Annotated in this window: 13 protein-coding genes and 1 other RNA gene; 11 read left to right on the forward strand and 3 right to left on the reverse strand. The window is 68.4% G+C overall.

Going from position 1 to position 13,824, the window contains the following annotated elements; translation table 11 throughout:
• Window position 1: 1 nt before the first annotated feature.
• The 3 genes from HUA76_RS17790 to HUA76_RS17800 are packed head-to-tail and all read left to right on the forward strand — an operon-like array spanning window position 2 to window position 2,780.
• Entirely contained in the window at window positions 2-1,237 is a 1,236-nt protein-coding gene (locus tag HUA76_RS17790; protein WP_174461637.1) for a ComEC/Rec2 family competence protein, read from the forward strand.
• Entirely contained in the window at window positions 1,234-2,529 is a 1,296-nt protein-coding gene (locus HUA76_RS17795) for a ComEC/Rec2 family competence protein (RefSeq protein WP_174461541.1), read from the forward strand. The genes HUA76_RS17790 and HUA76_RS17795 overlap by 4 nt, the downstream gene beginning before the upstream one ends.
• Window positions 2,526-2,780 (forward strand): DUF3006 domain-containing protein, encoded by a 255-nt coding sequence (locus HUA76_RS17800; protein WP_174461542.1) that lies wholly within the window; start codon window positions 2,526-2,528, stop codon window positions 2,778-2,780. Before HUA76_RS17795 ends, HUA76_RS17800 begins: the two co-directional genes overlap by 4 nt.
• Window positions 2,781-2,858: 78 nt before the next feature.
• Here the strand turns inward: HUA76_RS17800 and HUA76_RS17805 are convergent, their stop codons facing one another.
• Window positions 2,859-4,550 carry an AgmX/PglI C-terminal domain-containing protein gene (locus HUA76_RS17805; RefSeq protein ID WP_371823491.1) on the reverse strand — a complete coding sequence of 564 codons (1,692 nt, stop codon included), beginning with the start codon at window positions 4,548-4,550 and terminating at the stop codon, window positions 2,859-2,861.
• Window positions 4,551-4,678: 128 nt separating this feature from the next.
• On the opposite strand from HUA76_RS17805, the gene HUA76_RS17810 reads away from it, so the two are divergent.
• Window positions 4,679-4,972, forward strand: a complete 294-nt coding sequence (locus HUA76_RS17810) for an FYDLN acid domain-containing protein (protein WP_141649469.1) — start codon at window positions 4,679-4,681, stop codon at window positions 4,970-4,972.
• Between the two features lie 136 nt (window positions 4,973-5,108).
• Here HUA76_RS17810 and HUA76_RS17815 read toward each other — a convergent pair whose 3' ends face one another.
• Together HUA76_RS17815 and HUA76_RS17820 are read right to left on the reverse strand one after the other, a co-directional pair.
• A complete protein-coding gene (locus HUA76_RS17815) occupies window positions 5,109-5,273 on the reverse strand; it encodes a hypothetical protein (RefSeq protein ID WP_174453057.1) in 165 nt (54 codons plus the stop codon).
• A gap of 154 nt (window positions 5,274-5,427) precedes the next feature.
• Window positions 5,428-6,207, reverse strand: a complete 780-nt coding sequence (locus HUA76_RS17820) for a hypothetical protein (RefSeq protein ID WP_174461543.1) — start codon at window positions 6,205-6,207, stop codon at window positions 5,428-5,430.
• A gap of 162 nt (window positions 6,208-6,369) precedes the next feature.
• Here HUA76_RS17820 and HUA76_RS17825 point away from each other — a divergent pair, with 162 nt between their 5' ends.
• The 7 genes from HUA76_RS17825 (at window position 6,370) to glsA (ending at window position 13,820) form a co-directional block, all read left to right on the forward strand.
• Window positions 6,370-7,101: a zinc ribbon domain-containing protein gene (locus tag HUA76_RS17825; protein ID WP_141649159.1), complete on the forward strand. Its 732-nt coding sequence runs from the start codon at window positions 6,370-6,372 to the stop codon at window positions 7,099-7,101.
• A 6-nt stretch (window positions 7,102-7,107) separates the two neighbouring features.
• On the forward strand, window positions 7,108-7,734 hold the full coding sequence (locus HUA76_RS17830) for a ribonuclease HI family protein (RefSeq protein WP_174461544.1): 627 nt from the start codon (window positions 7,108-7,110) through the stop codon (window positions 7,732-7,734).
• A gap of 67 nt (window positions 7,735-7,801) precedes the next feature.
• Window positions 7,802-8,199: RNase P RNA component class A (gene rnpB, locus HUA76_RS17835), an RNA gene on the forward strand.
• A gap of 222 nt (window positions 8,200-8,421) precedes the next feature.
• Window positions 8,422-9,750: an APC family permease gene (locus tag HUA76_RS17840; protein ID WP_174461545.1), complete on the forward strand. Its 1,329-nt coding sequence runs from the start codon at window positions 8,422-8,424 to the stop codon at window positions 9,748-9,750.
• 138 nt (window positions 9,751-9,888) lie between these two features.
• Window positions 9,889-11,250 (forward strand): DcaP family trimeric outer membrane transporter, encoded by a 1,362-nt coding sequence (locus HUA76_RS17845; protein WP_174461546.1) that lies wholly within the window; start codon window positions 9,889-9,891, stop codon window positions 11,248-11,250.
• Window positions 11,251-11,284: 34 nt separating this feature from the next.
• On the forward strand, window positions 11,285-12,898 hold the full coding sequence (gadC, locus tag HUA76_RS17850) for a putative glutamine/gamma-aminobutyrate antiporter GadC (protein WP_174461547.1): 1,614 nt from the start codon (window positions 11,285-11,287) through the stop codon (window positions 12,896-12,898).
• The gene (gene glsA / locus HUA76_RS17855; protein ID WP_174461548.1) at window positions 12,852-13,820 is read left to right on the forward strand and encodes a glutaminase A; all 969 of its coding nucleotides are present in this window, start codon (window positions 12,852-12,854) and stop codon (window positions 13,818-13,820) included. Before gadC ends, glsA begins: the two co-directional genes overlap by 47 nt.
• The last annotated feature ends 4 nt before the right edge of the window (window positions 13,821-13,824 follow it).

The following is a 13,824-nucleotide window of genomic DNA, read 5'->3' on the forward strand; positions in this document are numbered from 1 at the left end:
GATGTCCCGTCTTCGGCTGTCCAGCTTCCTCGCCCTCCTGCTCGCCGCGCTTCCAGGCATCGCCGCGGGCCCACCCTCCCCTCCCACTCCCAGCACCGACACCAGGCCGCTCACGGTCCACTTCTTCGACGTGGGCCAGGGCGACGCCGCGCTCGTCATCTCCCCCACGGGCAAGACGGTCCTCATCGACGGCGGCCCTCCCGAAGCCCGGGAACGACTCGCCGCCCGCCTGCGCACCCTGGTGACGGGGCCGCTGGACCTGGTCATCCTCACCCACCCACACCTGGACCACCTGGGCGGACTCACGGACGCGCTGCGCGCCGTCGGCGCCCGGCGGTTCATGGACCCGGGCTTCAACCACCCCAGCGAGGCATACCGGGATTTGCTCGGCTTCGTCGGCGAGTCGGTGGGCCAGGTGATGAACCCGGAGCCCAATCCCGCCACGCCGGACTCCCTTCTCACCATCGGCCTGGGTGAGGGCGTCTCGCTCACCGTGCTATGGCCGCGCGCGCCGAAGGAGCCCTTCCTCGTGGGAACGCGCTCGGACGCCAACTCCAACTCCATCGTCGCCAAGCTGACGTACGGGAGGACGGCCTTCCTGCTCGTCGGCGACGCGGAGCCGGACACCGAGGCCGCCCTGCTCCAGCGCCCCCTGGACCTCACCACCACCGTGCTGAAGGTCGCCCACCATGGCGGACGGCACTCCTCCACGGCCGCGTTCCTCGCCGCGGCGAAGCCCCAGGCCGCCGTCATCTCCTGTGGCGCCAAGAACGACTACGGCCATCCCGCGCGAGAGACGCTGGAGCGGCTCGACGCCGTCGGCGCGCACGTGCTGCGCACGGACCGGGATGGCGAAGTGGTCGCCGCCAGCGACGGCCATACCGTCACGCTGCGGGCGAACGGAGGCACCGGCGCGCTGCTCGTCGTTCCGGGCGGAATCACCCCGGGCCCCATCGCGCTCGGACCCGTCGTGCCTGGCCACTCCCGGCCAGGGCGCGGCACCGTCGAACCGCGAGACGAGGTGAAAGTCCCTTCACCTGGAACCGCACCCGGTGAGCGAGGCTCGACGCCCGCGAACACCGAGGGACAAGGCCCCTACGTGGGGCTCAAGGGCAGCAAGGTGTTCCACCGCGAGACGTGCTCCACGCTGAAGCGTTCCAAGTCTGAACGCACGCTCTTCCTGAACCGCGAAGCCGCCCTGCGCGAGCGTCGCCCCGCCGAGGATTGTCACCCATGAGCCCGCGCCATCTCGCCCTGCTGGGGACCCTGCTGGCCCTGGCGGCCTGCAAGGAATCGCCGGACCCGTCCGCCACGCGTGCCACGGAGGCCAAGCGCTACTTCGGCAACGCCCCCGACGGGAAGCTGCACGTCTACTTCTTCGACGTGGGCCAGGGGGACGCCGCCCTCATCGTCTCCCCCACGGGAAACACGGTGCTGGTGGACTCGGGCCCGGAGAAGGCCGCGGGCCACCTGGTGAACCGCCTCCCGGAGCTGCTCGTCAAGCAGTTGGACCTGGTCATCCTCACCCACCCGCACAACGACCATCACGGAGCGTTGGACCCGGTGCTGCGGCGCGTGGGCGCGCGACAGTTGATGGAGCCACAGTTGCCCTCGGCGCCGCGCGAGTACGACGCCCTGCTCACCTCCATCAGCGGGCGCCGCATCCAGGTCGTCTCGCCCGCGCCGCCGACGTCCACGCCCAATGCCCCCCAGCGCATCAACCTGGGGGACGGCGTGTCGCTGACCATCCTCTGGCCCCGAGCCCCCAGTGAGCCGCTCCTGGAGGCGTCCGAGGCCACGCTGGAGATCAACTCCATCGTCATGCGGCTCTCCTACGGCGAGACGTCGGTGCTCTTCGCCGGTGACGCGCTCGCGCAGACGGAGGAGTACCTGCTCGCGCGAGAGGTCCCCATCCAGTCCACGCTGATCAAGGTGGGGGCCCACGGGCTCGCGGGCGCCACCACCGCGCCCTTCCTCGCCCGCGTGGGCGCCCGCGCCGCCGTCATCTCCGTGGGCGCCGACAATCCCTTCAAGGCACCCGCCGCCGCCACGTTGGAGCGCTTGAAGGCCGCGCACGTCCAGGTGTTCCGCACCGACGTGGATGGCGAGGTGCAGGTGGTCAGCGACGGCAAGTCACTGGTCGTCACGCCCGAGCGACTGCCGCAGGGAAGCCCCAGCGACACGCGCTACACGCATCCGGGTCAGGGCCCCACGCCGGAGCCGGACTTCTGGGCGGGCAAGCCCCTGCCCGAGAAGAAGGCCCCGCCCCCGCCCCCTCCCCCCGAGGACCTGCGGCCCATCGACACGCTCCAGACGACCCGGACGGAGCCGCCCGCGCCCGTGGCGGAGGGGCGCACGGACCGCTCGAAGAAGTACAAGGGCCCGTACCACGCCAGCCGGAAGCGGCAGCTGTTCCACTTCCCGGACTGCGACGGGGCGAAGAAGATCCACCCCGAGAACCTCATCGTCTACAAGACGCGCGAGGCGGCGGCCCAGGAACGACGTCCCGCCCAGGACTGCAACCCATGACGAAGACACGCGTGTCGCGGGCCACGCTGGACCGCATTGAGGACGACGTCGCGGTGCTCATCGTCGAAGGGCGCGAGGTGACGCGGCCCCTCGCGTCACTCCCCTCGGGCGTGCGCGAGGGTGACGTGCTGGACCTGGAGACGATGCGGGTGGACGCGGAAGCCACCGAGGCGCTGCGCGAGGAAGTGCGCCTGGCGCGTCAACGGGCGATGCAGGGCAAGAAGCCGCCCGCGGGCAACTTCGACCTCTGAGGCGGACTCTCGGCGGCTGCGCCAGGTCCCGAGGCCTCCCCTCGACGAGAGGGAGAGGCCCGGGGCCCTGGATTGGGGCTACCGCCCGGAGAGGACGAGCGGAATCTCCAGGTCGACGTCCTCACCGGAGAAGCTGGAGAAGACCATGCGCTTGGCACGGTCCCGGATGCAGGTACCCACCGTGTTCGAGGAGCCGTTCAGGTCCTTGCGGCTGAACGTGGCGGCCTTCACCGCGCCCGACGTGCCCACGGTGGCGGTGAGCGTCACCTTCCCGCCCTTGAAGGACGGATTGCGGCGCAGCTCCTGGTCCACGCAGTCGCGGAACGCGACCTGGGTCTGCTCCACGATGCGCTCCACTTCCTCGTCCGACGGACCGCCCACTTCCTCGGTGTCCGCCGCGGCCACGTCCGCATCCTCGCGGACCTCCGGAGCGACGTCCTTCTTCTCCGTGTCGTTGTAGACCGCCGCGACCTGCTCCTTGGACGGAGCCGCCACGGCGGCGCCCTCGGTGCCGGCCGTCGGCTCGGCGGCCTTGGGCTCGGCGGGCTGCACTGCGGCCGGGGGCGACTCGGGGGTCACCTTCGTCGCAGGCGGCGGAGCTGGCGGGGGCGTCTTGCCCAGCAGCTTGTCGCGCAGCGCGCCCATGCCAGCACCGGTGAAGACGGACTGCTCCACCCGGTTGCCCTCGGCGTCCACCGTCGTCACCCGCAGCGGCATGACGCCCAGCGACTCCGACAACACGTAGGCGGCTCCCACCGGCACGATGATGAGCAGCAGCGCGAAGACAGCGTACTTCCAGCCGGAGTTGCGCCGCGTGACACCCGCCTTCTTGGCGAAGTGACGCGTGTCCTCCCGAGGCCTGCGCTCCTCTTCGTCACCGCCGCCCAGCGAGGCCAGCGGGTCCTCCTGGGGAACGTCGTCCTGGTCCCCCCGCTCTGGAAGGTCCAGGTCGGAGAACAGCTCGTTCAGCGGCGCCGCGCTGGCAGCCGGTGCCGCCCCTCGCCGCGCCGAGGCCTGGGACTGGCCCCGAGGATCAGGCTCGCCGAAGTACGTCGTGTCCGGGTCCTCCTCGGGCACCCACGCTCGCTGGGGCTCGGGCTGCTGCTCGGGCTCCGGCTCCTGGGGGTACTGCGGCTCCGGCTCGGGGAAGTAGGGCTGCTGCTCGGGCTCCGGCTCCCGGCGAGCAGGTGTGCTCTTCGAGGCTCGGGCGGGAGGCGGCTCCGCCACGGGCGGAGGGGGTGGAGGAAGGGGCTCCGGCTCGGGTGGCGGGGTGAACAGACCAGCGAGCTCCGGCACATCCGCGCCGCGCTTCCAGTCCGCCATGCCCTGCTGCCAGAAGAAGCTGCGGCCACTGATGGTGCCAGTGGCGACGAGCTCCCGGAGCGCCCCCTCGTCGAGAGGGCCTTCCTGCTTGTTGCGCACCATCACGAACCAGGGCGAACCCGTGGCCCGCAGGGGTGCGGCACGCGTGGGCTCATCGTCCCAGGGCGTTTGAAGCGCGGCGGGTGGCGCCTTGGCCAACGCGGGCGCGGCGGTGACGGGCGCGGCGGCGGGCTCGGCCAGGGAGCGCTCTTGCGCTCTCAGCCGCTCCACGTCCGCGAGCGACACCACGCGGGTGCTCTCCTCTTCGGCGGGTCCTTCGACGGTGATGACGTTCTGGCAGTTCTTGCAACGGACCTTGACCGTCTTGCCGCGGACTTTTTCGTCCGCAATGGAGTACCGCTTCTGGCAATTGTCGCAGGTGAAGTTCAAGGGGAGCGTCCGGCTCACTGAGGGGAGACTGGGTTCTGGATGCTACCGCTAGAAATCTCCCGCGCAAACCATCGGTTGACTCCGTCTTGCGCGCCAACTATGCAGCCGCCCTCTGTCTTCTCTCGGCCTTATTCAGAAGGTGGCGAATGCCGGCGAAGGACCTCGGATCGAAGTTCGTCTGCTACAAGTGCCAGACGAAGTTCTACGACATGAAGAAGCCTGACCCGCTGTGCCCCAAGTGCGGCGCGGACCAGCGGGAAAGCCCTGCTCTCAAGCCCCAGCCCGAGGGACGACGCGGACGCTTGGCCGCCGCCCCGAAGGTCATCGAACCGATTGAACCTGAAGAGCCCGCCGCCGCGAGCGAGGAAGAGGAAGAAGACCTCGACTCGTTCGACGACGACGAGACCGCGACCGCGGAAACAGAAGAAGAAGAAACCTGAGTCGTGGGGTTGTAGGGACTCCCTGGCATCCGCCGGGAGTCCCTGCGCCTCGGTGGTACCCACGAGGCCTTGAAGCGAGGCGCGCCCGACGAGGGGCGCCGCCAGGGCTCCGTTCAGCGTGACGCTTCGGCTCCGCTCAAGTCCCTGACGCCAGCGACAACTCCATCAGCGCACGGCGGATCTGCTCGTAGAGGCCAGGCCCCATTTCCTGCATCCCCACCGGCCGGACTTCCTTGCGGGTCGGCTCCTGGTGGGTGTGTGCCTGGCTCGTCAGAGTCGTTCGCTTCTTGGCCTGCTGCATGACTCGGCCCCCCTCTCGTGGTGTTGCTCGCCAGTATTGTAGCAATTTTTCGGCCGTAGCGGAAATGAAATCCGGATCACCCACGCCTCGACATGTAGAACGCGCAGCGCCGAAAAACTTCCAGACTCTTTTGCTACAGGCCTGGGCGGGCCAGCTACTTCAGGTCTCCTACCGCCCAGGACTGCTCCACCTCGACGACCTCTCCGGCGCGGACATTCACGGTCTGCTCAGCCTGGGGCAGACGCTCGTGCCAGAGGACGAGGGTGTGGGTGCCCTCGGGGACCTCCAGGCGGAAGCGCCCTTCCGGGCTGGTGGTGGCGAAGTACGAGTGGTCGAAGGTACGCACCACGGCGCGCATCCACGGGTGGATGTCACAGCGGACGGGCACCACGCCCGGCTCCGCGGGGAGCGGCTTGCGGGTCGTCATCCCCTCCAGCGGCATGGCCACGTTGAAGAAGGAGCGGTTGGAGCCGGAGGCGGCGCGCACGTTGTGCACGAGCGGATCAGAGTTTCGCAGCGTCAGGGTGCCGCCTGCCCGGGCGGCCAGGACGGGCGGCTCGTAGACGCACTTCTTCTGGTCCAGCACGGGGTCGGCCGGGAGGCTCGCCGGTGCGGGGAGCCCGGCGCCGGACTTGAGGGAAACCACTGTGTGGGCGAGTGCCCCTTCGGCGCCGACGACGAGGGAGCGGTCCTCCGCCTGCTCGCCGCATACGGACACGACGGTGCCGGTGGTGGGAGACAAGGTGGGGGCCGGGGGCGTGCCCGTGAGGCGAACACGACCCTCGATGACACCCCACTTCACGTCGGCGGCAGGGCGCGCGGGCGAGGGAGCCGTCGGCGCGGGAGCGACGGGGGCCGAGGGAGGGGGCGTCTCGCGGCAGGCGGAGGCGAGCGCGAGGAGGAGCAACGGGCGATGAAAGGTGGCGCGGAGCACGTGCCCGGTCTAACGGGTGCGTGAAGCTCTTTCAAATGGCGAGGAGCAATCCAAGGGCCCAGGGGATGACTCATGGTCCATTTGGGCGTTGGACCCTTATCACCCTTGTTGGTAGAAGAGCGCGCGGCCGTACACGGTGCGGCTCTGTGGGAGGCAGCAACTTTGCGGGAGAAATTGAAGGCGCTGGCGGAGCTTCAGAATGTGGACCTGGAGGTCGCATCGCTCCGGAAGGCCGCGGACGTCCACCCCCGTCAGATTGCCGAGTTGGAGCGGGAGTTGGGTGTAGCTCGCAGCGCCATCGAGGCTGAGCGCGCGCGTGTCACTGACATGGAGCGACAGAAGGCGGAGCGCGAGCAGAACATCACGGACGAGAAGGACAAGGTGAAGAAGTGGGAGGCGCGGCTGAGCGAACAGCGCTCCACCCGCGAGTACTCCGCCCTCGCCCGTGAAATCGATATCGCCAAGAAGGCCAACCTGACGATGGCTGAGGAGCAGGTGGAGCTGATCAAGCAGCTCGGCCTGGCTCGCGAGGCCCTCAAGGGGAAGGAGGCCGACTTCGGAACGAAGCAGCAAGGCCTCTCGGCGCGAATGGCGGAGCTGCGAGGCAAGCTGGGCGAGTCCGAGGCGCAGGTGAAGACGCTCGAGGGCCGTCGCTCGGGTGTCGCGAGCGCCGTCGATTCGAACCTGCTGCGGCGCTACGAGGTCATCCGCAAGAAGAAGCTGCCCGCGCTGGTCGGCGTGGTGGCGGGGACCTGCCAGGGCTGCAACATGAACGTGCCCCCGCAGCTCTACAACAACCTGCGCACCTCGCTGGGCACGGACGTCTGCCCGTCCTGCAACCGCATCATCTACGCGGTGGAAGCCCTCCAGGAAACACCCGCGGCGGCGAAGTAGGCCGCGATGCCCGCACCGTCCCTCGTCGACATCCTCCGCCACATCGCGCGTGAGGAGCCGCTCTCGTCGACGGTGCGCACCTTCCGCGGACTCACGCGGGAGCGACTGGGTCAGCTTCTCGACGAAGCCGCCACCCGTCTGGGCCCTCCCTCGAGGGCCGACGACGGAGTGACGGCGACCTCGGCTCCCGCCTCGACAGCGGTGGAGCCGTCCCCTCCTTCCGAGCCGCTTCCTCGCGTGCGCGTCTATTCGGACGGCGCCGCGAGAGGAAACCCCGGGCCCGCGGGCGCGGGCGCGGTGGTGACGGACCCCGAAGGCCACGTGGTGGCGCGACTGGGCCGCTTCCTCGGGACGCAGACGAACAACTCCGCCGAGTACCAGGGGCTCCTGCTGGGCCTGAAGCACGCGAAGTCGATGGGCGCGCGCGAGGTGGACGTCTATGCCGACAGCGAACTGCTCATCCGCCAGCTCGGTGGGCAGTACCAGGTGAAGAGCATGACGCTGAGGCCCCTCTTCGAGGAGGCGCGACGGCTGCTGGGACTTTTCACCAAGGTGAAGCTCCACCACATCCCCCGCGCGAAGAACGCCGAGGCGGATGAGATGAGCAACCGCGCCATCGACGAGCGGATGTAGTCCCCCAAGCCTCGCGAGCCCCCTGGAGTGGACCGCTGTCCCGAGCCTGTTGTAAGGGACAGGTGCCGGAGTGGTCCGGGTGAACGCCGGCCACCGCAGTCACGGGTGGCGGGAGGAAAGTCCGGGCTCCATAGGGCAGGGTGCTGGCTAACAGCCAGTCGAGGCGACTCGCAGGAAAGTGCCACAGAAAACAGACCGCCTGTTCCCGCAAGGGGGCGGGTAAGGGTGAAACGGTGCGGTAAGAGCGCACCGCGTCTGGGGTGACTCAGACGGCACGGTAAACCCCACCTGGAGCAAGAGCCAATAGGAGCGCGTCCCCGCTGTCCGGGGGACAGGGATTGCCCGTCCCATGCGTTCGGGTTGCTCGCTGATGAGGCCCCTGGGTAACCAGGGCCCTAGATGAATGTTCATCGCCCGTTCCGAAAGGGGCGGGGACAGAACTCGGCTTACAGGGCCACTCCGGCGCTTTTCCTGTTCGCACAATGCCCCGCTCGTCTCCCAGCCCCCTCCCCTGGGGGTGGTCAGGTGGGCGGGAGGTCCGCTGCGCTGCCCTGCCCGTCTTGTGGGCAGTGAACAGCGCGCCAACCTTCGTCATGACGTTCCCACGAGACTCCACCTCGAGCTCTCCCCAGGCAGACCGCGGGGGCCCGAGCGGAGCCAGGTGGAACGCCTGCCTCGAGGGCGCCCATGGCGGAGCAACCAACGAAGGGCCCGCCCGCGCGGCGGGCGGCGATGAGCCTCTGGGCGGTCAGCGCGCTCGGAATCGGCTCCATGGTGGGAGCCGGCATCTTCGCGCTGCTGGGACAGGCCGCGCTGCTCGTCGGCCCGAAGACCTGGCTCGCGTTCGCGCTCGCGGGAGTCGTCACCCTCTTGTCCGGTTACTCCTACGCCAGGCTCAGCTCGCGCTACCCCAGCTCCGGCGGCATCACCCTCTTCTTCGAGGAAGGCTTCGGACGAGGGCTCGTCTCCGGGACGCTCTCGCTCATCTACCTCGTCACCCTGGCCATCAGCATCGCCATGGTGGCCAAGACATTCGGAGCCTACGCCACCCGCCTCTTCCTCCCGAGCGGAGGACACCTCTGGTTCAGCATCTTCGGCTCGGCCATCGTCATCCTGCTGTCGGTCCTGAATGCCGTCGGCTCGGGTGCGGTGGGCAAGGCGGAGGTCGCCCTCGTGTCCATCAAGCTCGTCATCCTGGGCGGCCTGCTCGCCGTGGGCATCTACTCCATGACCCAGGGCGGAACGCAGCACCTGAACTCGCACCCCCACCTGGGGCTCACCGCCCTCATCTCGAGCGTGGGGCTGTGCTTCTTCGCGTATTCGGGCTTCGGAATGATGGCCAACGCCGCGTCGGATGTGGCCAATCCCAAGAAGACCATTCCCCAGGCCATCTTCCTGGCCATCGGCGTGGTGACGGTGCTGTACGTGGGGCTCTCCGTGACAGTCCTCTCCCTGGTGCCCCCCGCGGAGCTCGCCCGTGACGCGGACACCGCCGTGGCCCAGGCGGCGCGGCCCGTGCTCGGCTCCGCGGGGTTCACCATCGTCGCGCTCGGGGCCTTGCTCGCCACCGCGTCGGCCATCAACGCCACGCTCTTCGCCGCCCTCAACGTGTCGTCCGCGCAGGCTCGCGCCGGCCAACTCCCCCAAGCCTTCAGCACGCCCCTCAAGGGCAAGAGCACGAAGGGCTTCATGTGGGGCGTGGTCGCCATCCTGGTGATGGTCAACACCATGAGCCTGGGCGCCATCGCCAATGTCGCCAGCGCGACCTTCCTCATCTGTTACATGGCGGTCCACGTCGCGTGCTGGAAGCTCGCGCGCCAGACGGGAGCCTCGCGCGCCGTCATTGGCGTGGGCGCGACACTGATGGGAGTCGTCCTCATCACCTTCCTCGTCAGCTCCGCGAAGACCCAGCCGCTCTCGCTCGTCCTCACCGTGGTCGCCGTCGCGGGCAGCGCGCTCGTCCAGTGGCTCATCCAATCGCATCACCACGGCCTGCCGCACTCCCGCGCGCGCTGACAGGCCCGCACGCGCGACTTCCGCGCGGGGAAGAGGGCGGCCCGCTTTCCAACATCGAGCAAGACTCCCTAGCTGGGATGACTGGCACCAGCGGGTCCCTACGTTTTCAGCCACTTCGCCGTGGCGGCAACGGACCCGATGACCTCTTCAGTCCCTTCACAGCAGTTCCCTGGTCGCGGCGTCGCCATCGCGCTGATGGCGTCACTGAGCACCCTCGCCTGGGACGCCCAGGCCCAGGAGTCCTCCTCCACGAGCCAGGACGCGAAGACAGACACGTCCTCCGCTGCCCTGTCTCCCGGTGAGGAGCTGGCGCTCCCGGAGCTGCCCTTTCTCGACCTGAAGCTCCCCTCCAACACCCAGGCCTTCGCTCCACGGCCCGACCACGCGGTCTTCGACACGACACTGCCCGGTTACTTCCGGATTCCGAGCACGAAGGTCTTCCTGAAGCTCGGCATCGGCGCCACCACCGCGTTCACCGTCAGCTCCAAGGTCCTGGGCACGCCCACCTGGTTCACCACGTCCGCCATCCCCGTGCGCGGACAACCCTTCTTCCACTCTCCGGGCACCCACACGACAGCCACCGCCAACCCGTCCGACATCTCGCTGGAGATGCGCGGCAGGACGGAACTCGGTCCGATGCGGCTGCTCTTCACCACGAGCTTCGCCCAGGCTCAGCCCACCTTCGGCTTCCACCCGAACTACGTCTACGCGCAGCTGGGCGGCGTGCTGGCGGGCTTCACCGATTCGACCTTCGCGGACGTCGATGCCTATCCGAGCACCCTCGATTTCGAGGGCCCCAACGCGCTCGTCTTCTCCAAACATGCCGTGGCCCGCTACAGCCACACCCTGTCCCACGACAAGCAGCGGCGGATGTTCCTCCACGTCGCCCTGGAGCAGCCCGGCTCCAACGTGCCCACGTCCGCGGGAGATGCGCGCGACATGCTCCCCGACGGAGTCCTCGCCTGGCGCACCGAGGGAGCCTGGGGCCACCTGCAGCTCGCGGGGCTGGTGCGAGCGGTGGGCATCCAGTCCAAGGACAGCAAGGACAGCAAGACGGTGCTGGGCATCGGCGGCAATCTCACCGGCGCTCACCACTTCTCCCACAAGCACACGCTGCTCATCGGCGTCGCGGGGGGACAAGGCATTGGCGCGTACCTCAACGACACGGGCGGCGCGCAGTACGACGCCGCGCTGAACACGCGCGGCGCACTCAAGGCCGTGCCCCTGCTCGGAGCCTACGCGGGCTTCATCTACGCATGGACACCCAAGCTCAGCTCCACCGCGACCTATGGGTGGCTCAAGCTCTGGGATCGCGACTTCGAGGCCTCGCTCGATGCGAAGAGCTTCCGCCGCTCGCAATACGCGTCCCTGAACCTGGTGGCCAAACCCATGAAGGGCGTCCTCGTCGGCGTCGAGGGGCTGTGGGGCTACAACCGCGCCATCGACAGCCAGTCCGGACAGGCCGTCCGCGGACAGCTCACCCTCCAGTACCGCTACTGAAACACCACACGAACCAGGACCGAGGGAAGACTCCATGGAGTCGGGGACGACCAGAAAACCCATTGCCGCCAGTGCGGCGCCCAAGCTGGGCGTGCTCACCCTGGCCATCATGAACGTCACGGCCGTCGTCAGCCTGCGAGGCCTGCCCGCGGAAGCCGAATACGGGCTGACGTCCCTCTTCTATTACACCTTCGCCGCGGTGTTCTTCCTCATCCCGGTGTCGCTGGTGGCGGCGGAGCTGGCCACGGGCTGGCCCGAGAAGGGCGGTGTGTTTCGCTGGGTCGGCGAGGCCTTTGGTCCCCGGTGGGGCTTCCTCGCCATCTTCCTGGTCTGGATGGAGTCCACCATCTGGTTTCCGACGGTGCTCACCTACGGCGCGGTGGCGCTGGCGTTCGTCGGCCCCAACCAGACGTGGGACAAGTCGCTCTCCAGCAACAAGTTCTACACGATTCTCATCGTGCTGGGCCTGTACTGGGCGGCGACCTTCGTCTCGCTGCGCGGGCTCAAGACGTCCTCGAAAATCTCCAAGTGGGCGGGCCTCATCGGCACCATCATCCCCGCCTTGCTGCTCATCGCGTTCGGCCTCGTGTACATGGCCTCGGGACGACCGCTCCAGATTCAGCTCGGCTGGGACAAGGTGATTCCCGACTTCAGCCAGTTCGGAAACCTGGTGCTCGCCGCATCCATCTTCCTGTTCTACGCGGGCATGGAGATGAACGCCATCCACGTCGTGGATGCCAAGAACCCCTCGCGCACCTATCCGCTCGCCATCCTCATCGCGTCAGTGACGACGGTGGTGCTCTTCGTGCTCGGCACCCTGGCCATCAGCTTCATCATCCCCAAGACGCAGATCAACCTGACCCAGAGCCTGCTCGTCTCGTACCGCGACTTCTTCAAGGCGTTTGGAATGGCCTGGCTGTCACCGGTGATAGCAGCGGCCCTCTTCCTGGGCGTGCTGGGCAGTGTCACGGTGTGGGTCTCCGGCCCCTCGGCGGCGCTGGGAGTCGTGGGCCGAGCGGGCTATCTGCCGCCGTTCTTCCAGCGAATGAACAGACACGGCGCGCCCAGCCACATCCTCATCGTCCAGGGGCTGGTGGTCACCTTCCTGTCGTTGATGTTCGTCATCCTTCCGTCGGTGCAGGCGGCGTATCAAATCCTCAGCCAGCTCACGTCGACGCTCTACCTCATCATGTACATGCTGATGTTCTCGGCCGCCATCTACCTGCGCTACAGCGAGCCGCACACGAAGCGCGCGTACCGCGTCCCAGGTGGAGAAGTGGGCATGTGGATCATCGGCGGAGCGGGCCTCATCGGAGCGCTCGTCGCGTTCGTGCTCAGCTTCATCCCGCCGTCGCAAATCAAGGTCGGCAGCCCGATGACGTACGTGCTCATCCTCATCGGCGGCAACGTCCTCTTCGTGGCCATCCCCCTCATCCTCTATGCGCGGCGCAAGGCCAGCTGGCGCTCGGCGGCGGGGGCGCGCGACCTGGCCCCCTTCAACTGGGAGAAGCCCGGCGCCTCGGGCCACCCCGGCGCGGCTCCGACGCAAGACGAAGAGGAGGCCTGGCCTCCCACGACTCCCCACGACAGGAGGCAACCCGATGGGCACACCGACGACACCCGCCACCATCCGCGCGGCGACCACTGAAGCGCACCAGCGATACGTGGACCTGAAGGAAGGACAGAACGCCAGCTACATCCCGGTGCTCGCGCGCGTCCAACCCGAGCGTTTCGGGCTGGTCGTCATCACCGCGGACGGACAGGCGACGGAGGCCGGGGACACCCGCTCCGAGTTCGCCATCGAGTCCATCTCCAAGGTCTTCACCCTCGCGCGGGTGCTCGACGAGGTGGGCTCGGAAGTCCTCCGGAAGAAGGTGGGCGACAACCCCACCGGCGAGTCCTTCGCCTCCGTCCACGCGCTCGTGGTGCATGACGGCAAGCCGCTCAACCCCTTCGTCAACGCGGGGGCCATCGCCACCGTCAGCCTGATTCCCGCGGACTCGGCGGCGCGCCGCTGGGAGAAGATTCACGAGACCCTGTGCGCCTTCGCGGGCCGCAAGCTCGAGGTCATGGACGAGGTCTACCGCTCGGAGAGCGCGACCAATCAGCACAACCGCGCCCTCGCGTGGCTGCTCGACAGCAGCCACACCCTCTACAGCGACCCCATGGAGGCGACGGACGTCTACACGCGCCAGTGCTCGGTCGGCCTGACCACCCATGACCTGGCGGTGATGGGGGCCACCCTCGCCGCGGGGGGCATCAACCCCCTCACCCGGCAACGCGCCGTCAAGGCGGAGCACGTGCCCCGGATTCTCGCCGAGATGACCATGAGCGGCCTCTACGACAACACGGGCACGTGGCAATACGAGGTCGGGCTGCCCGCCAAGAGCGGCGTGGGCGGCGGAATCCTCGCCGTCGTTCCGGGCAGGCTCGCCATCGCCGCGTTCAGCCCTCCGCTGGACCGTTTCGGCAACAGCGTGAGGGGCCAGCGGGCCATCCGGCACCTCTCGGAGGTGCTCGACCTCAACCTCTTCGCGACCACCACCGGGTCCTCGCCACCGGCGAGGTGAAGCA

This window comes from Myxococcus sp. CA056, from assembly GCF_013336715.1.
Taxonomy (GTDB): Bacteria; Myxococcota; Myxococcia; order Myxococcales; family Myxococcaceae; genus Myxococcus; species Myxococcus llanfairpwllgwyngyllgogerychwyrndrobwllllantysiliogogogochensis.